This window comes from Pseudomonas sp. A1230 (assembly GCF_044218825.1).
Taxonomy (GTDB): domain Bacteria; phylum Pseudomonadota; class Gammaproteobacteria; order Pseudomonadales; family Pseudomonadaceae; genus Aquipseudomonas; species Aquipseudomonas iridis.
The window spans coordinates 3,270,423-3,285,404 of record NZ_CP162582.1 but is presented as its reverse complement, the minus strand read 5'-3'; the positions used below and the strand labels follow the sequence as shown (position 1 = coordinate 3,285,404).

Annotated in this window: 14 protein-coding genes; 10 read left to right on the top strand and 4 right to left on the bottom strand. The window is 58.2% G+C overall.

Going from position 1 to position 14,982, the window contains the following annotated elements; genetic code table 11:
- Positions 1-68 precede the first annotated feature (68 nt).
- Together AB4P97_RS15380 and AB4P97_RS15375 are read right to left on the bottom strand one after the other, a co-directional pair.
- Positions 69-1,265, bottom strand: a complete 1,197-nt coding sequence (locus AB4P97_RS15380; protein ID WP_395601299.1) for an MFS transporter — start codon at positions 1,263-1,265, stop codon at positions 69-71.
- 110 nt (positions 1,266-1,375) lie between these two features.
- Positions 1,376-2,029 (bottom strand): HD domain-containing protein, encoded by a 654-nt coding sequence (locus tag AB4P97_RS15375; RefSeq protein ID WP_395601298.1) that lies wholly within the window; start codon positions 2,027-2,029, stop codon positions 1,376-1,378.
- A gap of 225 nt (positions 2,030-2,254) precedes the next feature.
- Between AB4P97_RS15375 and AB4P97_RS15370 the strand changes: the two genes are divergently transcribed.
- The 9 genes from AB4P97_RS15370 to AB4P97_RS15330 all read left to right on the top strand — a co-directional run bounded on the left by AB4P97_RS15370 (position 2,255) and on the right by AB4P97_RS15330 (position 10,642).
- Positions 2,255-2,737 (top strand): GNAT family N-acetyltransferase, encoded by a 483-nt coding sequence (locus AB4P97_RS15370; RefSeq protein ID WP_042562173.1) that lies wholly within the window; start codon positions 2,255-2,257, stop codon positions 2,735-2,737.
- A gap of 158 nt (positions 2,738-2,895) precedes the next feature.
- Positions 2,896-3,537 carry a hypothetical protein gene (locus AB4P97_RS15365; protein ID WP_395601297.1) on the top strand — a complete coding sequence of 214 codons (642 nt, stop codon included), beginning with the start codon at positions 2,896-2,898 and terminating at the stop codon, positions 3,535-3,537.
- 16 nt (positions 3,538-3,553) lie between these two features.
- Positions 3,554-4,048, top strand: a complete 495-nt coding sequence (locus tag AB4P97_RS15360; RefSeq protein ID WP_395601296.1) for a PAAR domain-containing protein — start codon at positions 3,554-3,556, stop codon at positions 4,046-4,048.
- 5 nt (positions 4,049-4,053) lie between these two features.
- A complete protein-coding gene (locus tag AB4P97_RS15355) occupies positions 4,054-4,794 on the top strand; it encodes an alpha/beta hydrolase (RefSeq protein ID WP_395601295.1) in 741 nt (246 codons plus the stop codon).
- Between the two features lie 676 nt (positions 4,795-5,470).
- Positions 5,471-6,460: a 2-dehydro-3-deoxygalactonokinase gene (locus AB4P97_RS15350; protein ID WP_395601294.1), complete on the top strand. Its 990-nt coding sequence runs from the start codon at positions 5,471-5,473 to the stop codon at positions 6,458-6,460.
- A gap of 19 nt (positions 6,461-6,479) precedes the next feature.
- On the top strand, positions 6,480-7,100 hold the full coding sequence (locus AB4P97_RS15345) for a 2-dehydro-3-deoxy-6-phosphogalactonate aldolase (RefSeq protein WP_210704456.1): 621 nt from the start codon (positions 6,480-6,482) through the stop codon (positions 7,098-7,100).
- 46 nt (positions 7,101-7,146) lie between these two features.
- Complete coding sequence (gene dgoD / locus AB4P97_RS15340; RefSeq protein ID WP_042560405.1) at positions 7,147-8,295, top strand: galactonate dehydratase; 1,149 nt, start codon at positions 7,147-7,149, stop codon at positions 8,293-8,295.
- Positions 8,296-8,467: 172 nt separating this feature from the next.
- The gene (locus tag AB4P97_RS15335) at positions 8,468-9,778 is read left to right on the top strand and encodes an MFS transporter (RefSeq protein ID WP_395601293.1); all 1,311 of its coding nucleotides are present in this window, start codon (positions 8,468-8,470) and stop codon (positions 9,776-9,778) included.
- Between the two features lie 60 nt (positions 9,779-9,838).
- Positions 9,839-10,642 carry an IclR family transcriptional regulator gene (locus tag AB4P97_RS15330; RefSeq protein WP_042560403.1) on the top strand — a complete coding sequence of 268 codons (804 nt, stop codon included), beginning with the start codon at positions 9,839-9,841 and terminating at the stop codon, positions 10,640-10,642.
- Here AB4P97_RS15330 and AB4P97_RS15325 read toward each other — a convergent pair whose 3' ends face one another.
- Complete coding sequence (locus AB4P97_RS15325; protein ID WP_395601292.1) at positions 10,643-11,695, bottom strand: NAD(P)-dependent alcohol dehydrogenase; 1,053 nt, start codon at positions 11,693-11,695, stop codon at positions 10,643-10,645.
- Positions 11,696-11,885: 190 nt separating this feature from the next.
- Between AB4P97_RS15325 and AB4P97_RS15320 the strand changes: the two genes are divergently transcribed.
- The gene (locus AB4P97_RS15320) at positions 11,886-12,776 is read left to right on the top strand and encodes an AraC family transcriptional regulator N-terminal domain-containing protein (protein WP_395601291.1); all 891 of its coding nucleotides are present in this window, start codon (positions 11,886-11,888) and stop codon (positions 12,774-12,776) included.
- 183 nt (positions 12,777-12,959) lie between these two features.
- On the opposite strand, the gene AB4P97_RS15315 is transcribed toward AB4P97_RS15320, so the two are convergent.
- On the bottom strand, positions 12,960-14,624 hold the full coding sequence (locus AB4P97_RS15315) for an electron transfer flavoprotein-ubiquinone oxidoreductase (RefSeq protein ID WP_042560400.1): 1,665 nt from the start codon (positions 14,622-14,624) through the stop codon (positions 12,960-12,962).
- Positions 14,625-14,982 lie beyond the last annotated feature (358 nt).

Here is a 14,982-nt window from a genome sequence, read left to right as displayed (position 1 = left end):
GATTGGAATCCATACCCTTTGTTGGTCTGCCCTCGTCGTCGATTGGTGCCTGATGAGCGACGAACGGTCTAGATCGCTGGCGCGGTTCTGACGTTGAGTCGTCGCCAGAGCAAGCGGCCGATGGTAATCAGCCAGTTGATCAGCGCCACAGCCAATACGGTGTACAGCAGCGCCGTCATTCCGTGTTCGACGATGATTTTTCCGGCCAGCAGCGGAAAGCCGAACACGCCGATGAAGTACGCCAGGCTGAACAGCAACAAGGCCTGCGAAGTGGTACCGATTGGCGCTTCGTTGGCCGCCAATCCGTTGATCACCGAATATGTCAGGCCGTATCCGACACCGAGCATGGCCGCCGCCAGCAGATAACTGAAAGCGCTGTGCACGCCGAAGGCGAACAGCACAATCGAGCCGAGCATCAAACCGGACAACAGACATGACGCCCGCAACGGATCACGCTTGACCACAAACCCTGCGATCAACAGGCGACTGCTGATTGCCGCGCTCATGAAGCCGAGAAAGAACAGCGAATAATCCAGCGAATGGGCGGCGGCGTAACTGGTCTGGAAACTCGACAAACCGCCGAATACGCAGCCACCGAGACCGACCATGATGATCGCGAAGACTGCGCGGGAACCGAGCACCTGCGCCGACGTTGACCAAGTGATGCTTGCGGCTGTTGTGGCTTGGGTGCTTTTCAGTCGCGAGCCGAGACGCCAGAACATCAACACGCCGATCAGGCTCGCCAGCGCTGCCAGATAAAACGCCGAGGTCACCGGTAACTCCAGCGCACTGGCCGCACGCCCGAGCAATGGGCCGCTGCCAATCCCAGTCATCATGCTGCCGGACAGCAAGGCAAAGTACTTCGCCCGCTGCGCCGGGGTCACCAGACTCGCCACAATAATCGGCCCCAACGTGTAAAACACACCCCAGCCCAGGCCGAGCAGCAAGCCGAAAAACAGCAAGAGATGACCAAACCCCGGCGTCATCGCAAAGCCCAGGCTCGCCGCAACAAGCAGCAGACCAAACAAGGCAATCGAACGCGCCGCCCCCAGCAGATCCGACAAATGCCCAGACACCAGCACCGCGACAAACGTACTGAGCATCGCCGCAGAAATCACGCTGCCCGCATCGTGTTCATTGCCACCGCGAGAACCGATCAACAGCGCCAGCAAAAACGTCGAGCCGTAGGACAGCGACAGCAGATAACTGGCGAGGCAGAACAGGCCGAACAACTTGCTCGACACTTGAGGTGTTGCTTGCGACATGACGCGGTTCCTTGACCCGAGAAAGTGAACAGCCTCTGTTTACCACGCCAAGGTCAGGGATTAGGTGCGAGGTTGGCGAAGTCAGGATCGCGGCAGGCCGGAGTAATACTTCAGACGATGCCGATCTCTTCTTTGAACTGATCCATGAAACCCTTCAGACGCTGATGGCGAATCTGCGCCAGGCGCTGGCCGGCGACGGTCTGGAAACCGTCGGCTAGGTGCAGCAGTTTGGTCTGGAAGTGGTCGAGGCAAAAACGTGTGTCGTTGTAGTCGCGCTCCCTCGCTTCCGGATCTTGCGGGTCGTAGAGCGCCGCCCCCATGCGTCCGGCAACATAGAACGTGCGAGCGACGCCGAGCATGCCCAGCGAGTCGAGACGATCGGCGTCCTGGACGAGTTTCGCTTCGAGGGTGAGCGGAGTGATCTTGGCGGAAAAACTATGGGCTTGGATGGCGTGGGCGACGGCGTCGATTTTAGCGTCGGCCCAGTTCAACTCCGTCAGCACCGCCGACGCTTTTTCCGCTGCCAGACGTGAAGCTTGCGAGCGCAATGGCGAGTTCTTTTCGACGGCTACGCAATCGTGAAGCAGCACGGCGGCGAGCAGCACTTCCAGATCGCCACCTTCTTCGGCTTGCAAAGTGCGCACGTTGTGCCAGACACGTTGCAGGTGTGCGAGGTCGTGCGCGCCGTCATCCGAGGGCTCCAGAGCATGGGGCAGCAGTTCTGCCGCAAGCGCTGGCAGTGGTGCGAAGGCGTAGTTATTCATAAACATCCTTTTAAGCGAATGCAGAGCCTGTGGGAACGAGCCTGCTCGCGAAAGCATACTGTCAGTCACATTGAAGGCGGCTGAAATAATGCATTCGCGAGCAGGCTCGCTCCCACAGGAACGGCGGTGTTTTGCCACATCGAGCAGGATAATGCGTTGTTGCCATATGAAGAGCGCTTCAACGCGTTTTACTATGGCGTTTTCTTCCCCCGACAAGGCCCGTCCATGACGATCGAGATCCGCCCGGCGACTCCCAGCGATGCACCCCAAATCCTCGCCTTCATCACTGAACTCGCGGATTTCGAAAAGGCTCGCCACGAAGTCATCGCCAGCGTTGCCGACATTGAGCGCAGCCTGTTCGGCGAAGGCGCGACCGCCCACGGTCTGATCTGTCTGCGCGACGGCCTGCCAATCGGTTTCGCGGTGTTCTTCTTCAGCTATTCGACCTGGCTCGGCAGCAACTGCCTGTACCTCGAAGACCTCTACATCACCCCGGAACAACGCGGCGGCGGCGCGGGCAAAACCCTGCTGCGGCAACTGGCGAAAATCGCCTGCGCCAATGACTGCGGACGCTTCGAGTGGAGCGTACTGGACTGGAACACCCCAGCCATCGAATTCTACAAATCCCTCGGCGCGCAACCGCAGGAAGAATGGGTGCGCTATCGCATGGACGGCAAGGTGTTGCGCGAGTTCGCCGAAGGCCAGTGAACGATGATGGCTATTTAGTGTTTATTCGATTGTCGCCAAGGCTCTAGTCCGGCATTCTACGCGCGCATTTTTGCGCGCTCACGGACGACACCTGCAATGCCTCTGGCAAAAACTCTCCACGCCCGTGGAGCCTTCGCTGCGTCAATGAGTGGCGGGCGATGAGCGGACTACGTGCGTCAATACGTTTGTATGGCCTGGTGAAAAACTCGGGCTTTTCCGACAACCCCCAGCGCCAACCGGTAGACATTCTCTGCATGGTCAATCGCCTGGGCGGCAAAGCCATCCGCGCATTTGTCTCGCGACTGGATGCCGAACTCATGACTCGCAGCGCAGGCCTTCACGACTATCGCGTAATCCCGTTGCGCAACTTCGAACCGAAGACGTTCATCGACGCGCACCAAGGCTGGTTAACGCTGCACATCAGTTGCGGTTTCGTCGCTCCGGCGGGGCATTCGCTGCTCAAGGATGGCGCATTGATGCCGATGGGGTGGTACGTCTACTCCGAGATCGGCCAGTGGACGGCCGAACATCATTTGGACCTCGGCACGCAAATGGCTGAGTTGCTGCAAAGTACCTACGAGCTGAATCGCCTGCGAAACTACAACGCTTGGCTCAATGAACTCGATGACGCCACACCCGCTGAACTCACCTGGCATGTCGACGAAGCCTGGCAGCACCTGCAAACCGCATATCCCCCGACACCCGCGAGCACAGCCACGCACTGTTCGACCCCGTCGACAATCGCTGGCGCTTCGCCGCGACCGAAGTCGACATCTACCAGCCACACCCGGAATCTCTGAAGCAAGGAGCTTTGAATTGAGTGGAAAACCCGCCGCCCGCGTCACCGACCCGACCGCATGCCCATTGCCAGGCCATGGCACCAACCCTATTGTTTCCGGCTCGCCCGACGTCTTCTTCGACGGCCTCGCCGCTGCGCGCATGACTGATAAATCGGCCTGCGGCAGCCCGATCACCGGCGCTGTCTCCGGCACCGTTTTCATCAATGGCCTGAACGCCGCAACGCTCGACAGCACCGGAGGACACGGCAATGTCGTGGTCGGTGGTTCGGGGACGGTGAGTATTGGACAGAGTGGCGGAGGGGCGGCGTTTAGTGGGCTGTTGCCGATGCCGGTGCATTTTACGGACAGGTTGCAAGTTGTAAATGAAGCAGATGGAGAGCCTGTGCCCTACCACCCATATACCATTCAGCGCGGTGACGGCAGCGAGGAGCCAGGTATAACAGATGCTTTCGGGTTTACCCATACCGTCAGTTCGCACTTGGCTGAAACTATTAAATTGTTTGTGGAGTGACGAACATGGCAGATGGAATTGCTACCGCAGATGCACCCGCGGCGCCAGTGGCAAAGAAAGAACCCGTGACCCATACGCTTACTTGTAAAACCGATCAGTCGGTCAAACAAGTGGCGGTAGCAATGCGAGATGTAATGGTTTTTCTTGTTGGCGGTGCTGGGGATCAGGAAAGGTATTATGTTGATGGCCCGAACCACAATGTTGATTACGTTCGCAAAATGGTCGATACGGATATTGAAGCACTTGAGATTAAGGAGTTTTGTACTACGTTGCCTCTTGGCTATAACGCGTTTATGAGTGAAGAGGATTTGGAGAAGAATGTAATCAGGAAGATTTCGAATTGTAATACGGCTGTTTATATTATCGGTCATAGCCTGGGTGGCTGGAATGGCGCTCATCTCTCAGCTGTTTTGACTGATCGTGGGTTTAAAGTGAAAATGTTGATTACCTTAGATCCTGTAGGCCACGGCAAAATTGTTTACGGTATTTCGAAAATATACAGGCAAATTCCAAAGCCAAAAGCGGAGTTTTGGGTCAATATCAGGGCGGCGGCCGTCGATTGGAACGTATCAGACCTCGTGGCAGACTTTGGCGAACAATGGGAAGTTACCGAGGGACCGAATGTTATGGGGCGCCTTGATATCAATCACGCAGATGCCAATTTCATGTTCGCTCGGGCGTTGCCCGGTGGAAAGTCTGCTCGTCAGATTTTAAAGGAATCCATTTTGAAGCGAACCAAGGGGTAACGTCTTGTGAGAGTGCTAAGTCTGTTGGTTTTGATATTAATAACCTCTGCCTGTTCCTTGAATCATGGCCGGCCTGTCGCTAATCTGGAATACACAAAGACTGAGAGGCTTCGCAGTACTGGGATTTATCAAGTTTACTTTTTTTCGGATGTAGAGCTTGTTGGCTTGTTTAAATCGTCTATTGGGCAGGGGCTTGTATGTTCATTAACAGATGATTTGGATTTTTCTCAGTCGCATCAAATAAAACAATCCGGGTTTGGGTTTGTAGAAAGGCTTTCCGCTGATTCGCTGCTCTATCGTGCAGATGTTATTTTTGACGAGTCGGTGGATGGTAAGGGTGAAGAAAGACGTCTCAAGGGCGAAACATTGGCTCCGTTCTTGAGTGCCAGAGACACTATTTCGTGCGTGTTTAGAGTGCACTCCACTACCTATAAGACTTACTTCTCCAAGATCATGCATATTCCTAGCGCGGATTTACTGAAATCTGGACCTGCTCAATAGCCTACCAAGCGCTTGTCTTTCATCATCGAGGGCAGGCATTTTGGGGGATCGCCGCAGGAATTTTTCCACGCCCGATAATCCCATAATGTGAGATGCAAAATTACATATTGAGATTTTCAGCTTGAGAGGTCTATAGTCCGTCGCACTCACTGCCAAAAACAAAACAGGTGAAGCGATGCTGGCGCAATTGATCGCGCTCGATTGGGGGACGACCTCATTACGTGCTTACAAACTCGCGGCGGGCGGTGTGGTGCTGGAGCAGCGCTCGCTGTCGTCCGGGATCATGCAACTGCCGAAGACCCCGCTAGTCATCAACGGTCGCGAATGTGCCGACGGTTTTGAACTGGCCTTTGATGAGGCCTGTGGCGACTGGCTCGATGCGCAGCCGGATCTGCCGGTGATCGCTTGCGGCATGGTCGGCAGCGCGCAAGGCTGGCGCGAAGCCGCCTACTGCGACACGCCGGCGAACGTCGCCAATCTCGGAAACTCCCTACAAACAGTTATCAGTCTTCGCGGCGCGCGAGTGCATATCGTGCCGGGCGTGATTCAGCGTTCCCGTCTGCCGAACGTGATGCGCGGCGAAGAGACCCAAGTGCTGGGCGTTCTGCAGAACCTCCCGGTCGAGGCGGGCGGTGATCTGTTGATCGGCCTGCCGGGCAGTCACTCGAAATGGGTCGAAGTGGTCGATGGCTGCATCACCCATTTCGACACCTTCATGACCGGCGAAGTGTTCGCGGTGCTCAGCGAACACAGCATTCTTGGCCGCACCCAACAGCAAGGCGCCGCTTTCGATGGCCAGGCATTTGACCGCGGTGTGCAGGTTGCGCTGTCGGCGGACGGTGAGCTCGGCGTGCTCTCTACATTGTTCAGTGCCCGCACCCTGGGTCTGACCGGCGAGCTCAGTCCGACGGCGCAAGCGGATTACTTGTCCGGCCTGATGATTGGCCATGAACTGGCGGCACTTGCCGCCGCTCAGCGCCGTCGCCGTGACAATCCAAATCTTCCCTCGATCATCCTCATCGGCAATGCGCAACTGTGCACACGTTATAGCCGTGCCCTCGACGCCTGTGGGTTCGCCAACGTGACGCTGGCCGAGCAGGCCACCGAGCGTGGCCTGTGGCAACTGGCGCTGGCCGCCGGACTGATCGATTCCTCATCCCGTTAACCCCGACTGGAGGCCTGACATGCTCAAGCAAGCATTGGCGCAAAACGGTCTGATCGCGATTCTGCGTGGCCTGCATCCGCAGGAAGCTGCTGCTGTGGGAGAAGTCCTGTATGCGGCCGGATTTCGCGTCATCGAAGTACCGCTCAATTCCCCTTCGCCGTACGAAAGTATCGCCATCCTGCGTAAGGCCTTGCCACCCGATTGCCTGATCGGTGCCGGTACGGTGTTGACCCCGGAACAGGTCGAGTTGGTGAAGGAGGCCGGCGGCCAGGTCATCGTCATGCCCCACAGCGATGCCAAGGTCTTGCGTGCGGCAAAAGCGGCGGGGCTTTACCTGTCGCCAGGCGTTGCCACGCCGACCGAAGCCTTCGCGGCGCTGGAGGAGGGCGCGGACATTCTCAAGCTGTTTCCGGCCGAGCAGATGGGGCCGGCGGTCGTCAAGGCCTGGCTGGCGGTGTTGCCCAGCGGGACGATTCTGGCGCCGGTCGGTGGCATCACCCCGGACAACATGCAGGTGTTCATCGACGCTGGCGTCAAGGGTTTCGGTCTCGGCTCGGGGCTGTTCAAACCGGGGATGAGCGTTGAGCAAGTAGCGGCGAATGCCAAGGCCTATGTGGCTGCCTGGAAAGCCCTTCGCTAAGACTTTTTGGCGCTGCGAGCGCTACCTCTACAAGAGAGACAACAAGATGAAAATCACCAAACTCACCACCTTCATCGTTCCGCCGCGCTGGTGCTTCCTCAAGATCGAAACCGACGAAGGCGTGACCGGTTGGGGCGAGCCTGTGGTTGAAGGTCGCGCACACACGGTGGCGGCGGCTGTTGAGGAATTGTCCGACTACCTGATCGGCAAAGACCCACGCAACATCGAGGACATCTGGACGGTGTTGTATCGCGGCGGCTTCTACCGTGGCGGCGCGATCCACATGAGTGCGCTGGCCGGTATCGATCAAGCGCTATGGGACATCAAGGGCAAGGCCCTTGGTGTGTCGGTCAGCGATCTGCTCGGTGGTCAGGTGCGCGACAAGATTCGCGTGTATTCGTGGATAGGCGGCGACCGTCCGGCTGACACGGCGCGTGCAGCGAAAGAGGCCGTGAGCCGTGGTTTCACCGCAGTAAAAATGAACGGCACGGAAGAGCTGCAGTTTCTCGATACCTTCGAAAAAGTCGATCTCGCCCTGGCCAACGTCGCCGCCGTGCGTGATGCGGTCGGGCCGAACGTCGGCATCGGTGTCGACTTCCATGGTCGGGTGCACAAGCCGATGGCCAAGGTGCTGATGAAGGAACTCGACCCCTACAAACTGATGTTCATCGAAGAGCCGGTGCTCAGCGAGAACTACGAAGCGCTGAAAGAACTGGCACCGCTGACCAGCACGCCAATTGCACTGGGCGAGCGCCTGTTCTCGCGTTGGGACTTTAAACGCGTACTGAGCGAAGGCTACGTCGACATCATCCAGCCGGACGCCTCCCACGCCGGCGGCATTACCGAAACCCGCAAGATCGCCAACATGGCCGAAGCCTATGACGTGGCGTTGGCGCTGCATTGCCCGCTGGGACCGATTGCGCTGGCGGCGTGTCTGCAACTGGATGCGGTTTGCTACAACGCGTTTATCCAGGAGCAAAGCCTGGGCATTCATTACAACGAGAGCAACGATTTGCTCGACTATGTAAAAGATCCGCAGGTGTTCGATTACGACAAAGGCTTTGTGAAGATTCCGAACGGGCCGGGGTTGGGTATCGAGATCAACGAGGAATATGTGATCGAACGCGCGGCCGTCGGTCACCGCTGGCGCAACCCGATCTGGCGCCATGCCGATGGCAGTTTTGCCGAGTGGTGAGTCCAGCCTGACACACCACTAATCCCTGTGGGAGCTGGCTTGCCAGCGATGACGGCGGCACGTCCAACACTGATGTGACAGACACACCGCAATCGCTGGCAAGCCAGCTCCCACAGGGTCCCGTGCAAGTCTTAAGACTGTCCTCAAATAAACATAAGAAGAGGCATCTCTCATGCAACCGCAAACCCTCAGCGGGCAGGCGTCTTTAGTCGCGCCTAGCCGAAAGCGTTTTTTCATCATGGTGTTGCTGTTTATCACCGTGGTCATCAACTACCTCGACCGCAGCAACCTGTCGATTGCCGCCCCGGCCCTGACCAGCGAGCTGGGCATCGATCCGATTCACGTTGGCCTGATCTTCTCCGCATTCGGCTGGACCTACGCTGCGATGCAAATCCCCGGTGGCTGGCTGGTGGATCGCGTGCCGCCACGCATTCTTTACAGCGTCGCGTTGCTGTTGTGGTCGATCGCCACCGTGATGCTTGGTTTCGCCGCCAGTTTCATCGCGCTGTTCGTCCTGCGCATGGCAGTCGGCGCGCTGGAAGCCCCGGCCTATCCAATCAACAGTCGCGTGGTGACAACATGGTTTCCCGAGCGTGAACGCGCCACGGCGATTGGTTTTTACACGTCCGGGCAGTTCGTGGGTCTGGCCTTCCTCACGCCGGTTCTCGCGTGGCTGCAACACGAATTCGGCTGGCACATGGTGTTTGTCGCGACAGGTGCGGTGGGCATTATCTGGGCTGCAATCTGGTACGCGGTGTATCGCGAGCCACGGGATTTCAAAGGTGCCAACGATGCAGAAATCGAGCTGATCCGCGAGGGCGGCGGGCTGGTGGATATCCAGGCCGACAGCGCCAAGGTCAAAGCCAAATTCAGCTGGACCGATCTCGGCATTGTTCTCACTAAACGCAAATTGTGGGGCATCTACCTCGGCCAGTTCTGCCTGAACTCGACACTGTGGTTTTTCCTGACGTGGTTCCCGACCTACCTGGTGAAATATCGCGGCATGGACTTCATCAAGTCTGGCTTGCTGGCCTCGTTGCCGTTTCTCGCCGCGTTCGTAGGCGTGTTGTGCTCGGGGTTCTTTTCCGACTTCTTGATTCGTCGCGGTTACACCATTGGTTTTGCGCGCAAGTTGCCGATCATTGGCGGACTGCTGATTTCCACTTCGATCATCGGCGCCAACTTCGTCGAGTCGACGCCGCTGGTGATTGCCTTTCTGGCGCTGGCGTTTTTCGGCAATGGACTGGCCTCGATCACCTGGTCGCTGGTGTCGACACTGGCGCCGGCACGCCTGCTCGGCTTGACCGGTGGAGTGTTCAACTTCATCGGCAACCTGTCGGCGATTGCAACGCCGATCGTGATCGGTTTCCTCGCCAGCGGGGATTCGTTCGCCCCGGCGATCACCTATATCGCGGTTCTGGCATTGATCGGTGCATTGTCCTACGTACTGCTGGTGGGCAAGGTTGAACGTATCGAGTTGTAGTGCTTAGCGTCGGGCGACCATAATGCCGCCCGTTCCCTCGCTCAACGGTAAAGGCTGGATATGCAGGAAGACGCCCCGGAAAAAATCAAGGACGCCGCACCCACCGGCACCCAGACGCTGCTTCGCGGGCTGGGTGTGGTGCAGGCCGTGGCCAGCGGCGCGCGTGATCTCAAGGAGATTGCCCGGCTGATCGGCACCACGCGCAGCACCACCCATCGGCTGGCCAGTTGTCTGGTGGATGAGCGCTACCTGCGCGTGGTGCCGCAAGTCGGTTATCTGCTGGGACCGAAGCTGATCGAGCTGGGCTTTCAGGCGCGTGAAGAATTGCCGCTGGTGAGCCTGGCCGGACCTTATCTGGATGAGTTGTCGGCACTGACCGGGGACACCGTTCACCTGGGGATTCGTGAAGGCGATGAAGTGCTGTATCTGCTGAAGAACCCCGGGCGCAACGGACCGGAAATGCGTTCGCGGGTAGGCCATCGTATGCCGCTGGCACGCACCGGGATCGGCAAGGCGTTGATGCTCGATGATTCGCCGCAGGATTGGCAGCGTCTGTACGACATCAGCCTGCCGGCGGGTGGGAAAAGTCAGTTCTGGCCGCAGCATCCCCAGCAGTCGTGGGAACAGCTTGAACAACGCATGACCGATTACGTGGCCGGTGGCTACGCGTTCGATCTGGAAGACAACGAACCGTCGATCCGCTGTGTGGCGGCGCCGATTCGGGATGCGAGCAAAGGCATTGTGGCGGCAATCAGCATCGCCAGCACCGTGCCCTATATGCCGCTGGAGAAAATGGCCGAGCTGATTCCCCTGATCAAAGGGGTCACAGCCCGGCTATCGGCGGAGCTGGGTTTAAAGGTGTGATTAAACCTTGAGCGTTGCCATGTCGATCACGAAACGGTACTTCACGTCGCCGGCGATCATGCGGGCGTAAGCCTCGTTGATCTGGCGGATGTCGAGCATTTCGATGTCGCAGGTGATGTTGTGCTCGGCGCAGAAATCCAGCACTTCCTGGGTTTCGGCAATGCCACCGATCAACGAGCCGGCAAGTATGCGGCGGCTCATTACCAGTTTGCCGGCGTGTACCGGTGGATCAACCGGCTCGATAAGGCCGACCAAAATGTGCACGCCGTCAAAGCGCAGGGTATCGAGGTACGGGTTGAGGTCGTGCTGCACCGGAATGGTGTCCAGCAGGAAGTCGAAGTAACCCGCGGCAGCCTTCATCTGCTCGGCGTCGGTGGAGACGATCACATGATCGGCGCCCTGACGACGACCTTCTTCAGCTTTGCTCGCCGAACGGGTGAACAGGGTTACTTCCGCGCCCATCGCCTTGGCAAACTTGATGCCCATGTGGCCCAGGCCACCCATGCCGAGAATCCCGACCTTGTCGCCAGCCTTGACGCCGTAATGCTTGAGCGGCGAGTAAGTGGTAATGCCGGCGCAGAGAATTGGCGCGGCGCTGGCCAGGGCGAGTTTTTCCGGGATGCGGACGACGAAGTGCTCGCTGACGACGATGCTGTCGGAGTAGCCGCCCATGGTGTTGCTGCCGTCGACCCGGTCCGGGGTGGCGTACGTCATGGTCGGGCCTTCGAGGCAATACTGCTCGAGGTTCGACTGGCAGGCTTCGCAACTGCGGCAGGAGTCGACCATGCAGCCAACGCCGACCAGATCGCCTACTTTGTGATTGGTGACATTCGCACCGATTGCGGTGACTTTTCCGACGATCTCGTGGCCGGGCATCAACGGGTAAACAGCGATGCCCCATTCGTTGCGTGCCTGGTGGATGTCGGAGTGGCAGACGCCGCAGTAGAGAATTTCGATGGCGACGTCGTCGACGCGAGGGCTGCGGCGTTCGAATTTCATCGGGGCGAGGGGCGTGGTGGCCGATTGGGCGGCGTAGCCGATAGCGGTATACATGTGAAACCTCGCAAAAGCAGTGACAAGTGAGGCGGCGCATTTTGGGCGCCGCGCGACTGTCCGGCCATGGCGATTCCTCCGGGTCTCATGCCTAATCCTCCGGCATGCGGGTTTGTTCAGTCGCATTGGCAAAGGGATCTGCGATGATGCTTTCATGCCTTTTTCCGTTACTTTTTTCTGAAGAACCTCGATGCAATTAACTCGTCACCTTGATGCCAATGCCACCCTGGTTTCGCTGATTGAACCGCTGGCACTGCGCGACGGTTATTCCCCGACCGGGCTGCCGGGCGTGCAGGTGCTGCGCGCCAGTTGCGATGTTGCCCGTGGCCCGCACATCTATGAACCGAGTCTGATGATCATCGCCCAGGGCAGCAAACTGGCGTTTCTCGGGCCGCGCACCATGGAATATGGCGCCGGGCATTATCTGATTCAGGCGCTGCCGGTGCCTTTCGAGTGTGAAACCTTTGCCTTGCCGGATGCGCCGCTGCTGGGTGTGTCGGTGGCGATCGACCGGGTTTTGCTCGGCGAGCTGGTGCTGGCGATGGGGCTGGCGCCGGGGCGGCATATTCCGGCGCAGACACCGGAGTCGATGACGTCGGTGGTGCTCGACGATGACATGCGCGGCTGTGTCGAACGGTTGCTCCGTTGTCTGCACGATCCGCTGGAGTGTCAGATTCTGGGGCCGGCGCGCATTCGCGAATTGCTGTTTGTCGCGTTGCGCGGACCGCAGGCCGATGTGTTGCGCGCGCTGGTTGAGCAGCAGGGGCAGTTCGCCCGGGTGGCGGCGTCGATCAGTCATTTGCACGCGCATTACACCGAACCGTTGAATGTCGAGATATTGGCCAGTTGCGCGAACATGAGCGTGTCGACCTTTCATGAGCATTTCAAGCGCAGCACGTTGTTGTCGCCGGTCCAGTATTTGAAACGCTTGCGGCTGCTCAAGGCGCAGACTTTATTGGTGGCTGAGGGATTGGGTGTGGCGCAGGTGGCGCATCGGGTGGGGTATCAGAGTACTTCGCAGTTCAGTCGTGAATATAAGCGCTACTTTGAGCGCAGCCCCGGGGATGAACGCGCTGCTTGAGGATTTACACAATCCCTGTGGGAGCTGGCTTGCCAGCGATTGCGGTGGTTCAGGCTGCCAGGATGTTGTCTGACACGGCCCCATCGCTGGCAAGCCAGCTCCCACAGGGTTTGATGTGATGCATTGAATGGCGGGCAACAAAAAGGCCCCCGTTTCGGGAGCCTTGTTGTTCAGCGGTTCGGCTTACATGTTCGGGTAAGTCGGGCCGCCAGCGCCTTCCGGCGTCACCCAGGTGATGTTCTGCGAAGGGTCCTTGATGTCACAGGTCTTGCAGTGCACGCAGTTCTGGGCGTTGATCTGGAAGCGTTTCTCGCCGTCTTCCTTGGTGATTACCTCGTACACGCCGGCCGGGCAGTAGCGCTGCGCCGGCTCGTCGTACAGCGGCAGGTTTTTGCTGATCGGAATGCTCGGGTCGGTCAGCTTCAAGTGGCAAGGCTGTTCTTCTTCATGGTTGGTACCGGAGATGAACACCGAGCTGAGTTTGTCGAAGCTGAGTTTGCCGTCGGGTTTCGGGTAGTCGATCTTCTTGCAGTCTGCCGCGAGCTTGAGGCAGGCGTAATCCGGCTTGTTATCGTGCAGGGTGAACGGCAGTTTGCCGGCGAAGATATTCTGATCCAGCCAGTTGAAACCACCGCCGAGGATCGCACCGAACTTGTGGATCGCCGGGCCGAAGTTACGGCTGGCGAACAGTTCGTCGTAGAGCCAGCTCTTCTTGAAGGCGTCGACGTAAGTGGTCAGCTCTTCAGTGCCGTCCTTTTCAGCGAACAGCGCGTCAGCCACCGATTCAGCGGCGAGCATGCCGGATTTCATCGCGGTGTGGCTGCCTTTGATCTTGGCGAAGTTCAGGGTGCCGAGGTCGCAACCGATCAGCGCGCCGCCCTTGAAAACCATCTTTGGAAGCGAGTTCAGGCCACCTTTGCAGATTGCGCGGGCGCCGTAGCTGATGCGCTTGCCGCCTTCCAGATACTGAGCCAGCACCGGGTGATGTTTGAGGCGCTGGAACTCGTCGAACGGCGACAGGTAGGTGTTGCTGTACGACAGATCAACGATCAGGCCGACCACTACCTGATTGTTTTCCAGGTGATAGAGGAACGAGCCGCCGGTGTTCTCGGTGCCCATGATCTCCAGTGGCCAACCGGCGGTGTGAACCACTAGGCCTGGCTGGTGTTTGGCCGGATCGATTTCCCAGATTTCTTTCAGACCGATGCCGTAATGCTGGGCGTCGGCATCGCTGTCGAGGTTGAAACGCTTGATCAGTTGCTTGCCGATGTGGCCACGGCAACCTTCGGCGAACAGCGTGTATTTGCCACGCAGCTCCATGCCCGGGGTATACAGGCCTTCTTTCGGATTGCCTTCGCGATCGACACCGAGGTCGCCAGTGATGATCCCGCGAACCACGCCTTGCTCGTCGATCAGCGCTTCCTGAGCAGCGAAGCCCGGGTAGATTTCTACGCCGAGGTTCTCTGCCTGCTGGGCGAGCCAGCGGCACAGGTTGCCCAGGGAGATAATGTAGTTGCCTTCGTTGTGCATGGTCTTGGGCACAAAGAAGTCAGGAATTTTCTGCGCGCTTTCGGCGTTTTTCAGCACGAAAATGTCGTCGCGGGTAACCGGCGTGTTCAGCGGGGCGCCGAGTTCTTTCCAGTCCGGGAACAGTTCGTTCAGTGCACGGGGTTCGAATACGGCACCGGAAAGGATGTGTGCGCCGACTTCGGAGCCTTTTTCGACCACGCAGACGCTGATTTCCTTACCGGCTTCGGCGGCCTTCTGCTTCAAGCGGCAGGCGGCGGACAGGCCAGCGGGGCCGGCACCGACGATGACCACGTCGAATTCCATGTATTCGCGTTCCACAGGCTATCTCCTACTCAAGGCTCAACAGTTTTTTTTCTAATATGGAGGTTTGATGTCGCTTCCGCTACGCCTTTACGTTAACGTCAAGGGGATAAAGGAGAAGCCACCTTTCTCTCTAGGGGGCGCATTATATCTACACCACTCCTAGCGTCCAATACAAACGTTTGTTTGAATCGGCTCCAGGCCAGATAAATCAAAGAAGCGCGGCTTATGAATGGTCATTTTGCTGTATTGACCGGAATAGGCGTTCCGGTCAAGATACGGGCGGTTTTGCGCTCGCCGTAGGCAGACTGGCGGTTTCAAGAGCACCTCTAAAGACAGGGCGTAGGCAGTACAAGGTGATGCGCAGCGCATGTGC

What these genes read in the sequence shown, in the direction of transcription:
- AB4P97_RS15365 (WP_395601297.1), top strand. Translation starts at nt 2,896, where the DNA reads ATGAGCGGACTACGTGCGTCAATACGTTTGTATGGCCTGGTGAAAAAC.
- AB4P97_RS15350 (WP_395601294.1), top strand. Translation starts at nt 5,471, where the DNA reads ATGCTGGCGCAATTGATCGCGCTCGATTGGGGGACGACCTCATTACGT.
- AB4P97_RS15325 (WP_395601292.1), bottom strand. Translation starts at nt 11,695, where the DNA reads ATGTATACCGCTATCGGCTACGCCGCCCAATCGGCCACCACGCCCCTC.
- dgoD (WP_042560405.1), top strand. Translation starts at nt 7,147, where the DNA reads ATGAAAATCACCAAACTCACCACCTTCATCGTTCCGCCGCGCTGGTGC.
- AB4P97_RS15380 (WP_395601299.1), bottom strand. Translation starts at nt 1,265, where the DNA reads ATGTCGCAAGCAACACCTCAAGTGTCGAGCAAGTTGTTCGGCCTGTTC.
- AB4P97_RS15330 (WP_042560403.1), top strand. Translation starts at nt 9,839, where the DNA reads ATGCAGGAAGACGCCCCGGAAAAAATCAAGGACGCCGCACCCACCGGC.
- AB4P97_RS15335 (WP_395601293.1), top strand. Translation starts at nt 8,468, where the DNA reads ATGCAACCGCAAACCCTCAGCGGGCAGGCGTCTTTAGTCGCGCCTAGC.
- AB4P97_RS15355 (WP_395601295.1), top strand. Translation starts at nt 4,054, where the DNA reads ATGGCAGATGGAATTGCTACCGCAGATGCACCCGCGGCGCCAGTGGCA.
- AB4P97_RS15320 (WP_395601291.1), top strand. Translation starts at nt 11,886, where the DNA reads ATGCAATTAACTCGTCACCTTGATGCCAATGCCACCCTGGTTTCGCTG.
- AB4P97_RS15375 (WP_395601298.1), bottom strand. Translation starts at nt 2,029, where the DNA reads ATGAATAACTACGCCTTCGCACCACTGCCAGCGCTTGCGGCAGAACTG.
- AB4P97_RS15345 (WP_210704456.1), top strand. Translation starts at nt 6,480, where the DNA reads ATGCTCAAGCAAGCATTGGCGCAAAACGGTCTGATCGCGATTCTGCGT.
- AB4P97_RS15370 (WP_042562173.1), top strand. Translation starts at nt 2,255, where the DNA reads ATGACGATCGAGATCCGCCCGGCGACTCCCAGCGATGCACCCCAAATC.